This is a genomic window from Victivallis lenta, from assembly GCF_009695545.1.
Taxonomy (GTDB): domain Bacteria; phylum Verrucomicrobiota; class Lentisphaeria; order Victivallales; family Victivallaceae; genus Victivallis; species Victivallis lenta.
On record NZ_VUNS01000001.1, the window covers coordinates 128,479 to 148,202 of the forward strand.

17 protein-coding genes are annotated in these 19,724 nt (G+C 63.8%); 4 read left to right on the forward strand and 13 right to left on the reverse strand.

Annotated features, from left to right (window positions below; genetic code table 11):
• Positions 1–2: 2 nt before the first annotated feature.
• The gene (locus FYJ85_RS00555) at positions 3–875 is read right to left on the reverse strand and encodes a class II fructose-bisphosphate aldolase (protein ID WP_106053089.1); all 873 of its coding nucleotides are present in this window, start codon (positions 873–875) and stop codon (positions 3–5) included.
• Between the two features lie 98 nt (positions 876–973).
• Between FYJ85_RS00555 and FYJ85_RS00560 the strand changes: the two genes are divergently transcribed.
• Positions 974–1,846, forward strand: a complete 873-nt coding sequence (locus tag FYJ85_RS00560) for a helix-turn-helix domain-containing protein (protein WP_106053090.1) — start codon at positions 974–976, stop codon at positions 1,844–1,846.
• Positions 1,847–1,937: 91 nt separating this feature from the next.
• Here the strand turns inward: FYJ85_RS00560 and FYJ85_RS00565 are convergent, their stop codons facing one another.
• From FYJ85_RS00565 to FYJ85_RS00575, 3 genes are all read right to left on the reverse strand, one after another.
• Positions 1,938–4,016, reverse strand: coding sequence for a hypothetical protein (locus tag FYJ85_RS00565; RefSeq protein ID WP_154416648.1), 2,079 nt, complete (start codon positions 4,014–4,016; stop codon positions 1,938–1,940).
• A 91-nt stretch (positions 4,017–4,107) separates the two neighbouring features.
• Positions 4,108–4,692: an L-threonylcarbamoyladenylate synthase gene (locus FYJ85_RS00570; protein ID WP_154416649.1), complete on the reverse strand. Its 585-nt coding sequence runs from the start codon at positions 4,690–4,692 to the stop codon at positions 4,108–4,110.
• Position 4,693: 1 nt separating this feature from the next.
• Positions 4,694–6,331: a high affinity choline transporter 1 gene (locus FYJ85_RS00575; RefSeq protein WP_106053093.1), complete on the reverse strand. Its 1,638-nt coding sequence runs from the start codon at positions 6,329–6,331 to the stop codon at positions 4,694–4,696.
• A 192-nt stretch (positions 6,332–6,523) separates the two neighbouring features.
• Between FYJ85_RS00575 and ispH the strand changes: the two genes are divergently transcribed.
• Both ispH and FYJ85_RS00585 read left to right on the forward strand, forming a co-directional pair.
• Positions 6,524–7,453: a 4-hydroxy-3-methylbut-2-enyl diphosphate reductase gene (gene ispH, locus FYJ85_RS00580; RefSeq protein WP_206212898.1), complete on the forward strand. Its 930-nt coding sequence runs from the start codon at positions 6,524–6,526 to the stop codon at positions 7,451–7,453.
• A complete protein-coding gene (locus tag FYJ85_RS00585; RefSeq protein ID WP_106053095.1) occupies positions 7,450–8,019 on the forward strand; it encodes a hypothetical protein in 570 nt (189 codons plus the stop codon). The genes ispH and FYJ85_RS00585 overlap by 4 nt, the downstream gene beginning before the upstream one ends.
• Positions 8,020–8,046: 27 nt before the next feature.
• Here the strand turns inward: FYJ85_RS00585 and FYJ85_RS00590 are convergent, their stop codons facing one another.
• Positions 8,047–9,861, reverse strand: a complete 1,815-nt coding sequence (locus tag FYJ85_RS00590; protein ID WP_154416651.1) for a beta-N-acetylhexosaminidase — start codon at positions 9,859–9,861, stop codon at positions 8,047–8,049.
• A gap of 169 nt (positions 9,862–10,030) precedes the next feature.
• Between FYJ85_RS00590 and FYJ85_RS00595 the strand changes: the two genes are divergently transcribed.
• Positions 10,031–11,494 carry a carbon starvation CstA family protein gene (locus FYJ85_RS00595; RefSeq protein ID WP_158703914.1) on the forward strand — a complete coding sequence of 488 codons (1,464 nt, stop codon included), beginning with the start codon at positions 10,031–10,033 and terminating at the stop codon, positions 11,492–11,494.
• 173 nt (positions 11,495–11,667) lie between these two features.
• Here FYJ85_RS00595 and guaA read toward each other — a convergent pair whose 3' ends face one another.
• From guaA to FYJ85_RS00635, 8 genes are all read right to left on the reverse strand, one after another.
• Positions 11,668–12,933 (reverse strand): glutamine-hydrolyzing GMP synthase, encoded by a 1,266-nt coding sequence (guaA, locus tag FYJ85_RS00600; protein WP_106053098.1) that lies wholly within the window; start codon positions 12,931–12,933, stop codon positions 11,668–11,670.
• A 125-nt stretch (positions 12,934–13,058) separates the two neighbouring features.
• Positions 13,059–14,135 carry a type IV pilus twitching motility protein PilT gene (locus FYJ85_RS00605; protein ID WP_106053099.1) on the reverse strand — a complete coding sequence of 359 codons (1,077 nt, stop codon included), beginning with the start codon at positions 14,133–14,135 and terminating at the stop codon, positions 13,059–13,061.
• Between the two features lie 25 nt (positions 14,136–14,160).
• Entirely contained in the window at positions 14,161–14,949 is a 789-nt protein-coding gene (locus tag FYJ85_RS00610; protein WP_106053100.1) for a hypothetical protein, read from the reverse strand.
• A gap of 12 nt (positions 14,950–14,961) precedes the next feature.
• On the reverse strand, positions 14,962–16,260 hold the full coding sequence (locus FYJ85_RS00615; protein WP_154416652.1) for a hypothetical protein: 1,299 nt from the start codon (positions 16,258–16,260) through the stop codon (positions 14,962–14,964).
• Positions 16,261–16,272: 12 nt separating this feature from the next.
• The gene (locus FYJ85_RS00620; protein ID WP_154416653.1) at positions 16,273–16,476 is read right to left on the reverse strand and encodes a DUF2997 domain-containing protein; all 204 of its coding nucleotides are present in this window, start codon (positions 16,474–16,476) and stop codon (positions 16,273–16,275) included.
• 4 nt (positions 16,477–16,480) lie between these two features.
• Complete coding sequence (locus FYJ85_RS00625; RefSeq protein WP_154416654.1) at positions 16,481–16,993, reverse strand: hypothetical protein; 513 nt, start codon at positions 16,991–16,993, stop codon at positions 16,481–16,483.
• Positions 16,994–17,005: 12 nt separating this feature from the next.
• The gene (locus tag FYJ85_RS00630; protein WP_154416655.1) at positions 17,006–18,583 is read right to left on the reverse strand and encodes an AAA family ATPase; all 1,578 of its coding nucleotides are present in this window, start codon (positions 18,581–18,583) and stop codon (positions 17,006–17,008) included.
• Positions 18,576–19,583 (reverse strand): radical SAM protein, encoded by a 1,008-nt coding sequence (locus FYJ85_RS00635; protein ID WP_206212899.1) that lies wholly within the window; start codon positions 19,581–19,583, stop codon positions 18,576–18,578. Before FYJ85_RS00635 ends, FYJ85_RS00630 begins: the two co-directional genes overlap by 8 nt.
• Positions 19,584–19,724: the final 141 nt, after the last annotated feature.

Sequence of the window (19,724 nt, forward strand, 5' to 3'; positions counted from 1 at the left end):
CGTCACCCCCTTCTGCCGCTGCCGAACAGCCGGATCTTGTTCCGCATGACCTCGCGCACGGCCTCGTCGGCCGGGCGGCAGACCGCCGAGTTGTGAACGGAATAATTCGGCGACTTCCCGAGTTCCGCCACCACGGTCCGGTGCCAGGCGTCCATGATTTCGGAGCAGATGTTGATTTTCGCAATGCCGTGCCGGATCGCGGCGCGGATCTGATCCTCCGGCGTCCCGGAACCGCCGTGCAGCACGAGCGGAACCGGAGAAACCCGGTTGATCTCATCCAGCAGCCCGATCTGGAGCTCCGGCGCGGTCGCGTAGACTCCGTGCGCGGTACCGATCGACACCGCCAGCGCGTCGCAGCCGCTGCGCCCGACGAATTCGGCGACCCTGCCGGGCTCGGTATAGACCATTCCGGCCCCGGCATGATCGCCGAGCTCCCCTTCGCCGCCGGCCGACGCGACGCCGACATGCCCGAGCTCGGCCTCGACGCCGACGCCGCGGCGGCGCATCTGTTCGCAGACCCGCCGGGTCAGCTCCGCATTCTCCTCGAACGGCAGCGCCGAAGCGTCGATCATGACGCCGGTAAAGCCCGCATCCGCACAGCGCACGCAAAGTTCGAGGCTCGCCGCATGGTCGAGCATGATGCAGACCGGCACCTTCGCGCCGATCGCGGCGCGGTTCGCCAGCGCCATCCAGTAATCGAGCCGGTCGCCCTCGTAGTCGAATTCGACGCCGGCGATGATGACCGGCGAATTCTCCTCCTCCGCCACCTGCACGGCGGAGCGGATCATCGCCATGTTCTGCGTATCGAACAGGGGAACCGCATAACCGCCCCGCCGGGCGTCTTCGAGCATTTCGCGCAATGAGACTACTGCCATATTCCTTCCTTTCGGTTTGGTGTTCTTCTATCCGGAATATAGGCCGTTTTCTCCGATTCTTCTCTTGATTTTTTAACCGTTTATGATACTATTTTCATATGAAGTTCCATTATGAGACCGTTCTGCACGCTCCCGGGGAGTCGTTCAGCATCGAGATACAGTCCGGGGCGATCCTCGACTGCGTCTATCATGTCCACCCCGAATTCGAGCTGACGTTCGTCGAATCGGGATTCGGCACACGCTTCGTCGGCGACCTCATCGAGCCGTTCCGGGAGCAGGACCTGATTCTGGTCGGCGGCATGGTTCCGCATCACTACCTGACCCGGCGCGAAGACAGCACCGGCCCCGACTGGTCACGCACGCGGGTCATCAAGTTTCACGCCGGATTCCGCGACGGAGCCTTCCTGACGCTGCCCGAATTCGAGCCGCTCAAGCGCATGCTCGACGAAGCGGCGTCGGCGGGGCTGCATTTTCCGGAGGAGTCGGCGCGGCGCATTGCGCCGGATCTGCGCCGCCTGCCGGAACTCTCGGGGTGGGAGCGCTTTCTCGCCCTCACGGCCCTGCTCTGCCGTCTCGCGGAGGAGCCGCGCCGCAAGCTCACGCTCTCGGCGGCCGCCGCGCCGGCCGCGACTCCCGACGAACGGCTGAACCGGGTCCTGCGCTTCATCCACCGCCGCCTTGAACAGAAACTGCCCGTCACGCTTGAGGAGGCCGCCGCCCGGGCTTGCCTGACCGCGCCCGCCTTCAGCCACTATTTCCGCTCCGCCACCCGCAAGCGCTTCGTCGAATATGTGGTCGAACTCAAACTCAGCCGCGCCGCCCAGCTCCTTGCCAACACCGACCGGCCGGTCATGGAGATCGCCCTCGACTCCGGCTTCTCCAACCTCTCGAATTTCAACCGCCATTTCCTGCGCTACCGGAAATCGACCCCGCGCGAATACCGGGAACGCCTGCGCTCCGCCCGCCGCTGAACAGCGCCGGAACCGGCAACGCGGAATAAAGATTCAAACGGACTCAACGCCGCGGGACTGACCGCGGCGCGGCACAGACGAATGCCTCCCGCTATTCCCCGGCGGTCAGGGTGAAGGCGGTCATCGAGTGCGGCTTGAACTTCCACCGGAACGAGCTTCCGCTGCCGGGAACAGCTTCCTTCTGCGGCTCGAAGTATTTGACCGTGCCCGGATCGTCCTGATAGAGCACCTCGGCGGACCCCGCCGCATAGCGGAAGCCCTCCAGCTCGATCTTCGCCGGAATCTCGGAGTCGAGACTCCGGTTGAACACGATCAGCCAGAGCGTCTTCCCGTCCGCCGAACGGCTCGCGAAACTGCTGAGCCCCTGATAGGCGGGACACTGTCCGGCCGGCCGGGCCGCCACCCGCAGATCGCGGATCTCAAGCGTGCCGGAGATCGCCCCCTGCACATGCTGCACCCGCCCGGTCAGAACCATCGCCTGCGTGTCGTCCAGCGAAAGCAGCGTCTCGCGGAAACGAGTCCACTCCTTTGCGACATTGATGCCGTAGATCGCGGTCGCATTGTGGGTTGCCGCCCAGCCGCGGATGTCCATCATGCCGAGACCGATGGTGGCCGATCCGGTCGAATCCGGCGCGGGCGTGAACTTCGCCTCGAACGACACCTCCAGCTCCCACGCCCGGCCCATCGGAATCTCCTTCGGGCGAAAAACGGTCACGAAATCCGGGTAGGTCTCCTGCCTGAAATCCCGGAAGCGGACAGTCAGGCTCCGGCTCGCATTGCTTCCCTCCGCGCTCATGCCCGGCATGGTCAGATTGTTCAGCCGGAATGCGTTGAGCGGGAGCGGAACGAACGGGCCGTCGCCCGGAATGAATCGGTCGCCCTTCGCGGCCAGCACGCCCGGGCTCGCATTCGCCTCGAAGACCGGAACATTCTTCTGCGAGGTCGCCGCAAGTTCCGTCCCGAGATGACTCTTCAGCGTCTGGAAAAAGCGGGCCGCCGCCTTCATTTCAAGCAGCTTGCCGTCGTAGCCCGCCGGAACGTCCGCCCCCGGAATCGTGACGATCACGCCGTACATCGCATTCAGCAGATGCCAGTAGTTCGCCATCAGCACATTCGCCTCGGGCTGCAGGAAATCGAGCCAGAGCTCGGCGCACTGCATGCCGGCCAGGTAGCTGTAGCGGTAGGCATCCTTCTTCCCGGCGATGGACCGGATGTTGAACTCGGTGATTCCGAGCGGCATATCCCTGCCGGCCTCCTTCATGCGGCGGTGAAACCCGCGGAGCCGGCGGCGCATCTGCTCGTTGCCGGCCATCACGCTCCTGAACGCCGGGCCGGGCTCCAGCGAATCGACCTGCGGGTAGTAGGAGTGATAGATCGCAAAGTCCGCATTCTTCGCGGTTCCCTCATAGACGACCCGGTCCCATTCATCGCCGCCGAGGACGGTCTGCGTTCCGACCAGGATCGACGGATCGACCTTCTTCATCGCCGCAGCCACCGAATTGAAATATTCAACGTATTCCGCCGGCGAGTAGCGCCGGGTCGGATTCCCGCCGTGATTGCCGTGGATCGTCTCGTTGCCGATTTCGAAGTATTTGACGCCGTACGGCTCGGGGTGGCCGTATTCGGCCCGCTTCATCGCCCACGGATACCTCTTTTCTGCCGGCATGTTCAGGTATTCGACAAGGTCCGCCGCATTCTGCGGAAGCGCTTTCATCTCCATCGCATAATCCGGGATGATGATCTGCGGCTCACAGCCGAGCGCCCTGCAGGTCTCGAGATATTCGTCGAGGCCGAAAGCCCAGTTTCCGCTGCCGCGTTTCCCGCGCGGGCCGACGGTCAGTTTCCAGTCGTAGTTGTGCGCGAGGCAGCCGCCCGGATAACGCAGCGCGCCGAACGGAACCGTCTTCATGATTTCGACGACGCCGGGCGCCGGACGGCTGTTCTCCGCGTCCCAGTAGCCCTGCCCGAACTCGACCTCAAGCCCGCGCGGTTCGGGCTGAGCCAGCGGCGCCGTGAAGATGCCGCGATTGTCGGCCGCTTCAACGTTGTGCCCGAATACCAGCTCCCGGACCGGCCCGCGGTCCGCCTTCGCATCCACCGTAATCACCGGCTCGGCAGCCCCCAGCACCAGCACCGACGCCGCAACCGCCCCGAACAGCATTCGTCTCATCGCCACCTCCTGACTCGATTAACATGGTATTCTAATTATACCATAAAGAAACAAAAAAGTCAATGCGGGACCCGAAAAAAACGGAAAAACTTCAGATGCGGAGCGCTCCCCGGCGCAGAACGCGCGGCTCCTTCCCGGTCGCATCGACGACGGTGGAGGCCAGCGCATCCGGTGCGATCGGGCCTCCGTCGACCGCCAGCGCCGCGTCGCCGGAGAGTTCGGCCAGCGCCGCCTGCACGGTCAGCGCGTTCGGATGCCCGGAGTGGTTCGCGCTGGTCTGGGCGAGCGGACAGCCGATCCGGCGCAAAACAGCCAGAACCAGCGGATGGTCCGGCACCCGGAATCCCGTCGTGCCGCCGTCCTGCCTCGGAGCGATGATCGTGATCGGTCCGGGACAGTGCCGCACGGCCAGTTGTTCCGGCAGCCCTTCGAGACGCACGCCGTACCCGGCAAGCATCCGCCAATCCGCCACGAACCAGCCGAGCGGCTTCGAAGCATCGCGATCCTTCAGGTCGTAAATGCGCTGCCGGGCGGCCGCGTCATCGGCGCGGCAGACCAGTCCGTAGACGGTCTCGGTCGGCAGCAGGACCACGGCGCCGGGCCCGGCGAGCGCTTCGAGAACGGCGTCCGCCGCAGCATCGACGCCGGATTCGGCCAGTTTCAGCACACGGGTCATCCTATTCGTCCTCCTCGTCCGGCTGGTCGAGCACCCAGTGCGGCACCCGCTCGCCGAGGTAGCAGCAGATGAAAGCGACGACGCCGGCGGCAAAGCCGTAGACCGCACCGACCGTCAGGCTGCGGTCGAGGTCGGTGTTCATAAGTTCGGTGAAGCTCAGCCCGGTCCCGCTCGAATCGACGAAAACGTAGGCGAGCCAGACGCCGGTGGAGACCGCCATTGCAGCCCACGCCGCGTTCTTGCTTGCCTTCGGCACATAAAGCGCCGTCACGACCGGAATGAAGATCACGACCAGCTGCGACGCCCAGCTGTTGATCATCAGGCTGTAGATGCTTTTGACCGAGATCGCCAGCAGCAGCGCGATGAAGGTCAGGGCAACCGTGGCCACCCGGGTCAGGACCAGCAGCTTCTGGTCGCTGAGCCGCGGCCAGATCGAACCGATCACGTTGTTGCAGAGCAGCGACGACCCGGCCAGCAGCGAACTGTCGGCCGAACTCATGATCGCCGAAATCAGCGCCGCGAGGAAAACCGTCAGCACGATCGGATGAATGTTGCCGAGGATGATGATCGCCATGCGCGGCAGCACCTGATTTTCGAGGTTGTCGACCCCCATCGATTCGGGCGTGATGCCGTGATTGGTCAGCACCGTGCGGGCCGCGAAGCCGATCGTGATCGGCACGAGGCCGATCGCCGCGTAGAAGAAGCCGGACATGACGGCGCTCGATACTGCGATCTTCTCGTTGCGGCTCGCCAGCGAACGCTGGATCAGGTCCTGCCCGACCATGCAGCCGAGCCCCATGACGATCCAGCTGCCGATGTAGTAGATGTAATCCGAAAAGACGAACGGCACCGGCTCGCCGGTGGCGGGGTCGAGCGCATGCCGCATGCCGATCGACAGATCCGCCGCGCTGAGCCGGCTGGTCATCTCGGACCAGCCCCCGGCCTCGAACACCGCCCCCGGGACGATGACGAACAGCCCGATGACGATCAGCGAAACCTGCACCACGTCGGTCAGCGTCACGGCCCACATGCCGCCGGCGAAGGTGTAGATCAGCACGACCGCCGCGCCGATGAGAGTCCCCCATATCGCATCCATACCGGTCAGGATATGCAGGATCGTGCCGATGCCGAGCATCTGCGCGCCGAGCCAGCCGATGTAGACGGGGATCATCCAGAGCGAGGTATACACGCCGGCCCATTTGCCGTATTTGCGCTCGACGATGTCGGTCACGGTCAGACACTTGAGCCGCCGCAGCAGCCCGACGATGAAGATGCCGGCGAGGACCAGGCTGATCGATGCGCCGAACGGGTCGGCCAGCACACCGCCGATGCCGTCGGAATAAACCGTCGCCGCGACGCCCATGCTCGACCCGGCGCCGAACCAGGTCGCCAGCAATGTGGCGGTGGCCATCCAGAGCGGCAGGCGCCTCCCGGCGACCAGAAAGTCGTTCATTCCCTTCACCTTGCGGCTGGACCAGAAGCCGATTCCGATCAACACGCCGACATAGGCGACAATCCCGATCCAGAGGGTGATCATTCCGCTCTGCGAGAGCATGGTGCCGCCGGGAACCGTTTTCTCCGCAGCGATTTCGGCAATCTCTTCGACCGGCGTGAGCGCCTCACCGAAAAAGTAGTGCATTTTTTTGCCTTGTCCTGAAAAAAAGTTCAAAAAAAACCGCACGGACGGACAACGGCTGCCCTCGGTGGCGGTACTTGCGTTATAAACTACTTGAATTTTCCGGACAATTCAATCGGAGAAACGTAAAAAAACACTTTTTTTCATATGCCGCGGCGCTTGAAAAAAAGCATAAACAAGAGTATTCTAGAAAGAATGGAGCAGACGAAATGCATTTATCTCGCACATCCGCATGGCATGTGCGCCGGAGTGCGCAGGGCACTGCAGGCGGTCGACGCAGTTCTGGAACGGTTCGGGCCGCCGGTTTACGTGCTGCATGAGATCGTGCACAACAGCTTTATCGTGAACGGCCTGCGGAAACGGGGCGTCCGCTTTGCGGAGTCGCTTGATGAAGTTCCCCCGGGTTCGGTGCTGCTGTTCAGCGCGCACGGCGTTTCCTCCGCCGTGGAACAGGAGGCGCACCGCAGGGGGCTCAGGACGATCGACGCGACCTGTCCGCTCGTGAAAAGACTGCACCATGCGGCGGAAAAGGCGGACGACGTCCTGATCCTGCTCGGTCACCGGGGCCATCCGGAGGTGGAGGGAACGGTCGGGCGGTCGGGCGCCGGGCGGACCTTCACTGCCGGCAGCCGGGAAGAGCTCGCCGGGCTGCCGGATTTTCCGGCCGGAACGCGAATCGTGCTCCTGGCGCAGACCACGCTGAATACGGAGGAGGTCCGCGCGATGGAGACGCTGCTGCGGGACCGCTATCCGCACCTGGAGTCGGCCGCCGCGGTCTGTTACGCGACGACCAACCGCCAGAAAGCCGTGCGGCTGCTGGCGGAAAAGACCGGAACCGTGCTGGTGATCGGTTCTCCGCACAGCTCGAATTCGAACCGGCTGCGGGAAGCGGCGGAGCAGGCGGGCGCCGAAGCGTTCCTGATCGAAGGACCGGAGGAGCTGCCGCGCGAACGGCTGCTCGCGGCGGCATCGGTCGGCATCGGCGCGGGAGCCAGCGCGCCGGAGAGCCTGGTACGGCAGGTGATCGGCGAACTCGGCCGCCTCGGCTTCGGCCGGGTCGAACCGGTCCATGCCGCGGAAGAAGAGACCATATTTAAACGACCGGCAATCCCGGAGGAACGATGAAACATCTATTTTTTCTGTTTTTGCTGGTTTGTTCCGGCTTCATCGCCGGCTGCGACGACGACAAGCCCCGGACGACCAGAACCACCGTCGACTACGAGCTCGACCGCAAGCTCGACTGGAACGCGGCCGAGAAGAAGCTCAAAGGGTCGATACGGATCAAAACCCGTTCCGTATCGAAGGAGATGCCGCTCCTGTCCAACACCTACGGCATCGCCTTCGAGCTGACGCCCGGCGACCGGACCACGATCATCGTCATGAACGACGATGAAGGGACCTATTTCACCGGGGAGTATCCGGATCTGCCGATCCAGCTGCCGCGGCTGCTGAGCCTGCAGAGACCGGCCGTCAGCATGGAGCTGCTCGATCCCGAGATGTGCGCGGCCGGTGAAGTCGCGCTCTCCGAGGAGCCGATCGACGGCAAGTATTATCTGCTGTTCAACAATTACGACCTGAAATCCGCCTGGCTGTACGGAACCAGCCTCGAACTGCCGGCCGGGCAGCCGCTTTCCGACAGCGGGTACGTCAGCCTCGCCAAAGGGAAAGAGGTCGTGCTGCGCACCCGCTGAAGGCGGGATGATGTCCGTCCGGAGTTGTCAGCGAATATCTTTCTTCAGGAAGCCTTCGAGCACGTTCATGCTTTCGCGCAGGCCTCCGGCCCGGTTGCGGGCCAGCCACAGATCGCGGTGACGCCCGATGACCCGGCGCAGGCCGTCGTTCCAGGCCGCCGCATCGAAAGCGCCGCCTTTCCGGGCCGCCAGCGATTCGAGCGCCAGGCGGGCCAGCTCCGATGAATTTGCGAGCTCGTCGAGCACGAGGCGCGGAGCCTTTGGCGGATGTTCCGTCATACGGCCGCGCCAGGAGGCGAGCGCGGCAAGCGCCGCGGCGGCCTCGTCCGCCGTCGCCAGCTCCAGGAGCTCGCGGTTGCAGCGGCGATCCGGCGCATTCAGAATGCCCCAGAAGCAGGTCTGGTTCACGCCGGGATGCGCGAACGCCTCGCAGATGCGGCCGTAATCGAGCAGCAGCTCCCCGAGCCTCCCGTCACCACCCGGATTGAAGGCGAAATCGACCGCGTACGGCACCGCCTCTTCCACAGATGAAGCCGCGTTCCAGCTCCACCCGGCCGCAGCGGCGATGCCGGGCCAGGAGAGCGGCCAGTACTGATGATGCCCGCCGTCGCCCCAGTCGGTCAGCAGCAGCCCGGCCGCCCCGGACTCCCGGCCGCAGCGGGCCGCCGAACCGATGTTGCCGAACATGTTCGCGGTCCGGCCGGTGATCGAGTTCCAGGCCGACGTGCCGGGGCAGACGTAGAACGGAATTCCGGCGGCGCGGAACTTCGCGCATTCGTCCCTGAACGGGTGGTTCGCCTCATATCCCCAGTCGAGCGCAGTCACCCCCTGCGGCAGCTCCGGAATCAGCTCCGGCTCATGCAGGATGATATCGCCCCAGAACTGGACCCGGCGCCCGTGCCTGCCGGCCAGCTTCACAAGTTCCGAGAGAAAATCGAGGTAAACCCGGTGCAGGCCGCGCTCCGCGCAGAGCTTCCGGCTGCGCCCCTGCCCGAGCTCCACAGTCTCGTCGCAGCCGATGTTCAGCATTCCGCTCGTGAAGTTCGGCAGGAACTCGGCGTAGAGCCGGTCGATGAAGTCGAGCGCCTCCTTTCCGGGAGCGAGCGTCGCCTGATACCAGGCATCCCACGCCTCGAAATACCACGGTTCCGGACTTTCGGCCAGGCCGCGGTACTCTCCGAGGCAGAGCCAGCGGCCGAGATGCCCGAAGCTGTTCAGATTCGGCACGAGCTCGATGAAACGGCTGCGGCAGTAGCGGTCGAGTTCCATGATCTCCGCCGGCGTCAGCGGCGAGGAGTCGAACCAGACCCGTTCGTCTCCGGCAAACGCGAAAGAGTGTTCCATGTAAAGCTGCAGCTCATTGTAACGCAAGGCGCTCAGGCTGTCGACGGTCCGTTTCAGCTCCTGCATGGCCGGCACCTTGCAGCGCGACACGTCGAGCATGTAGCCGCGCCGCGCGAAATCGGGCGCGTCGTCAATCCGCATCAGCGGAACCCGGCACGGTTCCGACAGCAATTGCCGGAAAGTGAGCAATCCGTAGTAAAACCCGGCGTCGCCGGAGGCCGACAGCAGCGCCTGTTCCGGCGTCGTTTCGAGCCGGTATCCCTCCGGCGGCAGGGTGGAATCCCGCACCATGGTCAGCAGCCGGGCGCCCGCGCCCGGCGTGCCGGCCGTCACCTCAACCGGAGAAAAAAAACGCTCCGACAGCAGCTCCGCCGCGCACATCGCCGCCTCCTTCAGCTCGAATCCGGCCTCCGCCGGAAGGACCAGCCAGCGGCGATCCGCATAGCTCACCCAGGAACCCGAATCGGAAACCCGGCGCGGTTCGGGAAAAATCAACATGCTGCACCTCCCTCATCTGTTGTTGAAACCAGCATGGGGAACTACTATATCCGCGCCGCGCCGTTTCGCAATCCCGCACGACCTGTTTTCCGAAAAAAAAATTTGCATCATCCTTTGGAGGATGTATATTAATGAGTTTCGTTCAGGCATATTGCATCAGGAGGAAAAAATGCTGCTCTTTCTGCTCGGGATGGCGATTCTCGTGATCGGTTACTTCACTTACGGCAGGTTCGTCGAAAAGATTCTGGGGCCGGACGACCGGCCGACGCCATGCCGGACCTGTTCGGACGGCGTCGACTTCGTCCGGCTCCCGCACTGGAAAAACATGCTGATCCAGCTCCTGAACATCGCCGGAGTCGGCCCGGTGATCGGCGTGATCCTCGGCATCAAATTCGGCGCGATCGCCTTCCTCATCATTCCGGTCGGCAACATCATCGGCGGCGCCGTGCACGACTTCGTCGGCGGCATGATGTCGCTGCGGCACAACGGCGCCAACCTGCCGGAACTGATCCGCATGAACACCGGCAAGGCGTTCTACTGGATCTTCTCGGCGTTCATGATCTTCCTGCTGCTGCTGGTGGTGGCGGTATTCATCAACATTCCGGCCCGGCTGATCGACGGCTTCTGGCCCTCGACCGCGCTGTTCTGGACGGCGGTCATCGCCATCTTCCTCTACTACATCGCCGCGACGCTGTTCCCGGTGGACAAGATCATCGGCTCGGTTTATCCGCTGTTCGGCGCGCTGCTGATCCTCGGAACCTTCGCGATCTTCGCGGTCCTGATGTTCCACGCAGCCGGCAACCCCGCGCTGCTGTCGGAGTCGGAGGCATTCCGGGCCAATATGCTGACCCCCGCCAACAACAGCCCGATCCTGCCGATGCTGTTCGTCACGATCGCCTGCGGCATCCTCTCGGGCTTCCACGCCACGCAGTCGCCGATCATCGCCCGCACGATGGAGCATGAAAAACAGGCGAAATCGAGCTATTACGGCATGATGGTGCTCGAAGGCGTGATCGGCATGATCTGGGCGGCGGCCGGACTGGCGATCTACAATCTGTTCCCCGAGCTCATGCAGGAAAACCCGACCAATGTGCTTTCGAAGATCACGACGCATTTCCTCGGCAGCTGGGTCGGGGCGGTGACGGTCATCAGCGTCATCATCCTCGCCGTAACCTCCGGCGACACGGCGATGCGGAGTCTGCGGCTGAGTCTGGCGGAAATGTTCCGCATTCAGCAGAAGCCGATCAGGAACCGCTTTCTGCTCTGCCTGCCGCTGATCGCCGTCGTCTCGCTCCTGCTCTGGTGGTCGAACCAGAGCGCCCAGACCTTCAACCAGCTCTGGGTCTACTTCGCATGGGGCAATCAGGTGCTCGCAAGCTGCACGCTGACGGCCGGCACAGTCTGGCTGCTGCGGAACCGCAAGCCGGGGTGGATCACCGCCGTGCCGGGCGCATTCATGACCTTCATCGTCGCGACCTATATCCTCTGGATCTCGCCGGCACACGGCGGACCGCTCGGCAAGCCGCTGCTCGGTTTCGGGCTCGAGCTGCAGACAGCGTACATCATCGCAATCCTGTTCGCGTGCATCACGACCGGCTGGAGCATCTGGTACGGGCGGAAACTCTCCCGGTAATCCATTCGGCACACTTAAGCCGGGAAGGATGCCCGCCCCGGCACATGCGTCGATCTGAAAATCACCCCCGCCGGCCTGGCCGGCGGGGGTGATTGCGCTTAAGAATATAAAAAGGCCCGGAGGGGAAAACGCCTCCTCCGAGTCCCGCGAAAGTCAGATCGGGAACCGCGGGCTTATTCCCACTCGATCGTCCCCGGCGGCTTCGCCGTGATGTCGTAAACCACGCGGTTCACGCCGTCGACTTCGCGGACGATCCGCTCCATCATGGTCTCGAGGAGCTCCCACGGCAGGCGCACGACCTGCGCGGTCACTGCGTCGACACTGTTGATCGAACGGATCGCGATAACGTAATCGTACGAACGCTGCCCGTTCTTGATGCCGACCGTCTTGACCGGCACGAAGATCGCGAAAGTCTGCCAGGTCTTGTGATACCAGCCGGCCCTGGTCAGCTCCTCGGTCACGATCGCGTCGGCTTCACGGAGCATATGCAGCGTGTCGCGCTCGATCGGGCCGACGTGCCGGACACCGAGCGACGGCCCCGGGAACGGATGACGGTCGATGAGCTCCGACGGCAGCCCGAGCAGCCGCCCGACCTGACGAACTTCGTCCTTGAACAGCCGCTCGACCGGCTCGACCAGCTTGAACTTCATATTCTTCGGGAGACCGCCGACGTTGTGGTGGCTCTTGATGACGCCGTTCGGATTGCCGTCGAGCGGAATGCTCTCGAGAATATCCGGGTAGATCGTCCCCTGCCCGAGGAACGGAGCGTCGACCTTGGCCGCCGCCTCGGCGAAGACCTCGATGAACTCCTTGCCGATGATCTTGCGCTTCTGCTCCGGATCGGCGACGCCCTTGAGTTTGTCGAGAAAACGGTCCGACGCATCGATATAGCAGAGGTTCATATCGAAGTTCCGGGCGAAAATCTCCTGCACGAGTTCGGGCTCGTTCTTGCGCAGCAGCCCGTGGTTCACGAAAACGCAGGTCAGCTGCCTGCCGATCGCCTTGTGGATCAGCGCGGCGACGACCGAGGAGTCGACACCGCCGGACAGACCGAGCACGACCTTCGCGCTGCCGACCTGGCGGCGGATGTCGGCCACGGCTTCGTCGATGAACTTCTCCATCGTCCAGCTGCCGTGGCAGCCGCACTGACAGCAGAATGCGACGGCGGCGTCCACGTCGCCGGTTCCGGTGCCGGAGGTCAGGTCGAGGATCGGCAGCTTCAGCGCTTCGAATTTTTCGCGCGCGCCGGGGCGCTCCGGCGTACCGGCGTCGGCGCAGAGGATCAGCCCGACCGGCTTCTCCTCCATCACGCGCTCGGCCGGAACGGTATAAGGCATGACCATCGTGTAGATGTGACGGTCACGGATCGAGCGGGCGAACTTCTGGATGTCTTCGCATCCGAAGTTGACCAGCACGATGGTTTCCGGGGTTTGCTTCATGAAATCTCCTTGCTGTTGACGTACAAAACAGAATATGAAAAATATACTCCGTTTTCCCGGTAAAGGCAAGCGGCAAAAACCGTTTTCTCACCATTCCGCGGCCCGGACCGGCCCACTCCTCCGGATCAGATTCCGGAACGGTTGTATTTCCGCCGCACCGTATCGGGGTAGACGACGTGCGACAGCAGCGAATCGTAGCTGATGCGTCCCTGCTCGTAGAGGCGGATCAGCGACGAATCCATCGTGCACATCCCCTGCTGCGTGCCGAGCTCAAGCTGCGTGTAGAGTTTGTGCCAGTCCGCGTCGCGCATCAGGTTCCGCGACGCGAGGTCGACGGAGAGATATTCGCAGGCGAGCACCCGGCCCTTGCGGTCGACCGTCGGCAGAAGCTGCTGGGTCAGAATCCCCTGCAGAGAGTTCGCGAGCTGAACGATCACCTGCTGCTGCTGCTCGGGCGGAAACACGCCGACGATCCGTTCGACGGTCGTCACCACGCTCGAAGTGTGCAGCGTCGCAATCACGAGGTGGCCGGTTTCGGCCGCCGTGAGGGCGGTGCCGATCGTGTCGAAATTCCGCATCTCGCCGATGCCGATCACATCCGGGTCCTGCCGCAGGATGTGCAGCAGCCCCTCGTGGAAGCTCCGCACGTCGCTGTGCAGCTCCTGCTGGACTACGAGCGACATCTTGTGGGTGTGGACATATTCGATCGGGTCTTCGATCATGATGATCTTGCCGCGGCGCCGGCTGTTGATCTGGTCGATCATGTAATTCAGCGTCGTCGTCTTGCCGGAACCGGTCGGCCCGGTGACGAGAATGAGGCCGGAAGGCCGGTCGAGCAGCCGGTCGACCGCCTCCGGCAGCCCGAGCTCCTCGCGGGTGCGCAGCTTTTCCGCGCAGGCGCGGATGGAGAGTTCCGGCGAGCCGTTCCGCAGATAGACCGAAACCCGGAACCTGCCCAGCTCCGAATGCGTGAGCGAGTAGCTGAGCGCCATCTCCTTTTCGAACGTCTCGCGCTGCGCCTCGGTCAGCGCGTCGAGCGCCAGGCGGGCCAGCGTCTCCGCGGAATACGGTTCGGCTTCGGCGAGGACGATTTCGCCGTTGACCCGCCAGGCGGGCGGCAGCCCCGCGATCAAATGGATGTCCGAAGCGCCGAACCGGCGCGCCGTATACAGAAGGCGATCCAGCGTAAGTGGTTTGCTCATAATTCCTGTTCCGTTCCGCTTCCGGCTATCTTCCGAACAGCCGCGCCCAGAAGCCGCGCGCGGCAACCGCTTTCTTCAACTCATCGGGAATCGTATAATCCGGCATCAGGGTCGAACACGCCGCCAGCGCCATCTCGGCGCCGCGCCGGTCCCCGAGCCGGAGCCGGGTCCGGGCCATCCGGAGCTGAAGCTCCCCCTTCTCCGGGTGGCGCGAAAGCACCGGGCTCAGGAATTTCATCGCCATGCCGGCCGAGGCGTCGGTATCCGCGAACAGACAGCAGTCGGCCACCAGAACCGCCGCTTTCCACTCCTCGATTCCGCCGACCGCAAACGCCTGCTCGAAGCAGTACCCGGCATTCCGGCGCGAATAGAGAAACAGCTCCCCGCGAACGATATAGGCGAGCGCTCCGCCGCCTTTCTCCAGCGACGAATCCGAATACCCGCAGGCGCGGTCGAACTCACCGGTGCGCGCCGCCGCCAGCGCCCGCAGCGCCAGCAGATCCGGCGTCTCGCCGACCACGCCGGCGGCATTGGCGTACCAGAGCCCGGCCTCATGATATTCACCGAGTTCGATCAGCGAAAAAACCTGCCCCTGCCATGCCGGAGCGGAACCCGGATCGAGCCCGACCGCGCGCGAATACTCCTCCAGCGCGCGCTCGTAGACCGAGCGGAAAAACAGCCGGTCGCCGCGATCAAGAAAGTATTGCGCATCCTTGACCGGCTCCCCGGCGTAACACGGCTTGCCTGCATCCTTCGGGCCGCCGGAGGGCGGCTCGGGAATATCGGCAAGCTCCAGTGCGTTGAATCGTCCCATATTGCTCCATTCTCAGTTCGAATCTGTTGGAATATACTCCGCATCCGGCGCAAGGCCAAGCGGCCTCCGGCGCCAGAACGGAAAAACCACCCGCTCGAGCCGGGCGGCGATCGCCCCCCGGCCGATGATCGCATAGTCGCGGTTCCACCCGACATTGCCGCGCTGCGTCACCGACGGGTAAAGCAGGAATTCATCACTGCCGAGCACGGTTTCCGGCAGGTCCGGCAGCCGGTAGTCGGGGTTCAGCGGCAGAACCGCCGCGGGCGCATCGTCCACAAAGAGCCTTCCGTTCCTGATGCCTACTTTCTGGCCCGGTCCGGCCAGCAGCCGGTCGACGACATTGTCCGCGCCGTACACATAACGCCGAATTCCGACCTGCACGATGTCGCCGGGCCGGAGTTCCCGCATCTCCCGGTCGAGCGCGACCCACTCCCCGCCGTAGAGCTCCGGCCCGCGATAGAGCGGCGCGATCACCAGATAGTCGAGACGCCCGATCACCCGGTCGGCGGCAAAACCGTAGGAGAGGTTGTATGCCTGATAGACGAAAAGGCTCAGGACAACCGTGTAAAACAGCCTCTGCCGGTACGGATGCGACTCGAACCGGAAGATGTCGCAGATGCTGAGCGTCGGCCCGAGCGCCGCCAGCGCCAGCATCCACGGGAACCAGTCCGTCCCCAGATAAGCGACCGCCAGAGACAGCCCGAGCAGCCAGATGCCGATATAGACGAAGCCCCGGACGATCCGTTTCCGGTAAAACTGGTAATATCCCGGAATCAGCGCGGACGGGATTCCGAGGACGGCCCGCGAAACCACGTCCCGAAACGAAAAGTCGCGCCCGTGCGGCGAGATATTCGTCGAGAAAAACGGCTGAATCCGGTCGCCGAACAACGCATCGCAGAGACTGACGCCGTAAGCGGCCAGCGCAATGAGCATCATCCGGAGCCGAACCGATTCCGTCCCCGCGCGGAGCATGCCGCAGAGTCCGCCGCTCCACGCGGCCAGGCAAACAATGCCGAACAGCAGCCGCCCGCGGCGGAGCTGGCCGAAGCCCGGCAGCAGCAGCACAGCCAGCCAGTCGGCGACAGCCCACTCCCGTTCCGGCGTAACGACGGCCTCGCCGTTCGACTCGCGCCAGCGGAACCCCCGGCGGCGGCGCATGCGCCAGAGCAGCCGCCGCGCCCGGTCCGCCCCCTTCGCACGGGGCGGGTGCGGGTCGATCGCCGGAAGTTCGGGCGCGCGCAGCAGCTTCCCGCAGCGCACACACTTCTTCAGGTAATCCAGATTGTTGAAACCGCACTCCGGACAAAGCATCGACAGTTCCGCTTACCGCTCCGTCTCCACATCGACATCGACGTCGACGCCGATTCCGGCCTGAAAATATTCGGAATCCGGCTCAAAGCCGACCTCCTGCCCGACGATTTCAGAGAGAATGTCCGCGATCTCGCGGCATCTGGTGCCGCCGAAACCGGAGATGTCTCCGCGAACGATCCCCTCCGGAGAAATTTCGATCTCGATTTCCCGTGCCATACGACTACTCCTCCCAGCTGCGCAGTTTGATGCGGATATTATCCTCGTCGTCAACCGTCTGTTCGACGAGCTCCATTCCGGTGCGGTTCTTCATCTCCTCGACGACCCGCGCATAGACGTACTGCTGGATCACGCGCCCGGCGAGCGTGCGGCCAAGCTCTTCGAGCTCGGCCTTCGGGTGAGAATCGCCGGTCACGCAGACCCGCATGCGGCCGCGCACGTCGCGCGAGAACCGGACCTCGATATCGTCCTTCACAAACACCAGCTGCTGCTCGCGGCCGATCGACGCGCCGACCTCCTCGGCGTTACTGAGTTCAAGCTCGACCTCGGTGCGTACGCCGGAACCGACCTTTTCCTTCACGCCGCCGCTGACGTTCACATACTCCTTCGCGATCGTCCTGACCGTCTCGTCGACGGCGACGAAGCCCATGGCAACCAGCACAGCACTCGCGGCCGTCGCAACCGCCGGCCACGCCGCCATCGCAATGGTCGGCGCGATAATGACAACTCCACTCATGGCCAATCCTCCTTATTCCAGTTCGATTTTTCGGAGCTCGCCTTCCGGAACTTCCGGCGCACCGGTCGAAGCCGGGCGCGCCCGGCCGAGACACCAGTCGCGCAGCTTCCGGATCTCCTCCGACAGCGTCCGCGACAGCGGAACCGTCGCCGCCAGCGCCAGCATGACGTCCCCTTCCTCCAGGTCGCGCCCGGCGTAGTAGCAGTCGTACAGCGCCGCGACGACCGCCGCCTCGATTTCGGCCCCGCTGAAGCCGGCGGAAGCCTTCGACAGCGCGTCGAGGTCGAAATAGTCGGGATTCCGGTTCCGCTCGGCGATCTTCAGCCGGAAAATCTCCTTCCGCTCCGCCTCGTTCGGCAGGTCCACGAAGAAGATTTCGTCGAAACGCCCCTTGCGCAGCAGCTCGGGCGGAAGCTTCGAGATATTGTTCGCGGTTGCGATGACGAAAACCGGCGCGGTCTTTTCGGCCAGCCAGGTCAGGAGAGCGCCGAAGATGCGCGCCGAGGTGCCGCCGTCGGTGTCTCCGCCCGAACCGCCGACGCCGCCGAACGCCTTCTCGATCTCGTCGATCCAGAGAATGCACGGCGAAATTGATTCGGCCACGGCGAGCGAACGGCGCATATTCGACTCGGTCGAACCGAGCGCGCTCGAAAAGAGCCGCCCGGCGTCGAAGCGCAGCAGCGGCATCTTCCATGCCGCGGAGACGGCCTTCGCGCAGAGGCTCTTGCCGCACCCCTGCACGCCGAGGAAGAGCGCTCCCTTCGGGGCGGGCAGCCCGAAAGCACGGGCATTCTCGGTGAACGCGAACGAACGTTTCCAGAGCCACTCCTTCAGGAGATCGAGTCCGCCGATGTTCTCGAATCCCTCGGCCGCCTCGTAGTATTCGAGGATGCCGGATTTGCGGATCAGCTGCTTCTTCTCCTCGAGCACGACCGGAACGCTCTCCGCCGAAAGGCCGCCCTGCAGCACCAGCGCGCGCGCAAACACGTTCTCGGCTTCGTTGAAGGTCAGCCCGAGCGCGGCCTGCAGCAGCGCCTCGCGCGATTCGGGCGGCAGGTCGATGACGAGCTGCGGATTGTCTCTGACTTCGGCGAGCACCTGGTCGAGCAGATCCTCCATGACCGTCAGGTCCGGCAGCGGGTAGTCGATGACCGTGACATCCTTTTCGAGATCTTCAGTCATGCACATGGTCGGTGTGATGATGATCAGCGTCTTGTAGCTGTTCTTCAGCGCGGCGGCGACTTCCCGGAGACGCCGGATCACCGCGAAATTGCGGTTTCCCATATAGGGGTGGAAATCGAAAAAGACGAAAATCGCCGGTTCGATATTCCCGATGACCCGGTCGAGAGCGGCGAGCGGGTCGCGGGTCTGCGGATCGGTCCGTCTGGCTGACTGCTCCGTGAGCCCGGCGGGAATCACGCCGGTATTGAAGCTCCAGGTGTAAACCTTCTTTTCGCGCCGCTCCGCAATGCGCTGCACATGCGCAAGGACGCGCTGTTCCTCGTACGAGACGACATTGATCACCGGGTACCGCGCCCGGATCAGCATTTCAAGCTCGTCGCGGCGAACCGCCGGATTACCGTTAGCCATTCGCACCACCTTCCACGTTCTCCCCGCCCGACAGCAGGGCATTCAACAATTGACGGACCTCGTCCGGAACGTCCTGAACGGCGATCGTGCCGTCCGGCCGCAGAATCAGTTCTCCGCTGAATCTGCCGGAATCCGATCCAACGCCCCCGGGTTCCGGATTGCAGACCGAACGGATGCGCCGGAGTCCGAGCCGCTCCACGGCCTCCCCGACCTTCTCCCACTCCCGCCGGTCGAGCGGAAGGCAGCAGCCGTCTTGGTCCGGCAGGAGCTCATTCAGGCTGACCGGCACGCCGGGCAGCTCTTCCGCCAGGAATTCGAGCGCCGGAATCGTGCAGCATTCGACATGCCCGTGCACCGGCAGCTGCCGGACGAGAAGCCGCCCGGGTTCCACGGCAAGCAGATTCCGCTTCATCGTCGGGACATAGCCGCCGAAACCGGTCAGCCGCCCGGCGCACGCATCCGCCGCGAACTTGAAATCGGCCACATAGAAGTCGACGAAACCGTCGATGACCTCGAATGCCTCGGCAGTGAACAGGAAATCGCTGTTCCAGACCACCGGCACGCCCGACTCGAGCCGGCGGGCGACTTCGACGGCGGCCGGAAGCGAACAGCCGGGCTCGCCACCGAGCAGCTGAAGCACGCGGATGCGGCCCTGCCGGTAAAGCCGGTCTGTCCGCGCCGCGATCTCCGCCGCATCGAACGGAACGCAGCCGGGACACCCCGGCTCCAGGAATTCGGCGTTCGAACAGTAGCGGCAGCGCAGGTTGCATCCGGCCAAATAGAGCATGCGGGCCGGATTCAGCGGAGGTTCCTCGCCATAGGTCGTGAAAAACTTCGAAACGCGCGGTTCGGTCACGCCGCAGAATCCGGTTTCGCCTTCCGCGCGGCGCGCGCCGCAGCGGCGTTCGCACAGGCGGCACGGGCTGGCCAGTGCGGCAGCCCGGCCGCTCAGCGCCTCCCAGTCGATCGAACGCCCGATTTTCGCAATAAAATCTCTCATATCCGTGAACATAATACACAAATTGCGAAAATGCAAATCCGGAATCACGACCGGGCCGGAAAACGGATCGGGAAAAGAATCGGCGGGGAGTGAACCGCGCGTTTCACCAACGGGTTGGAAAATACGGAGAAAACAGAAAAA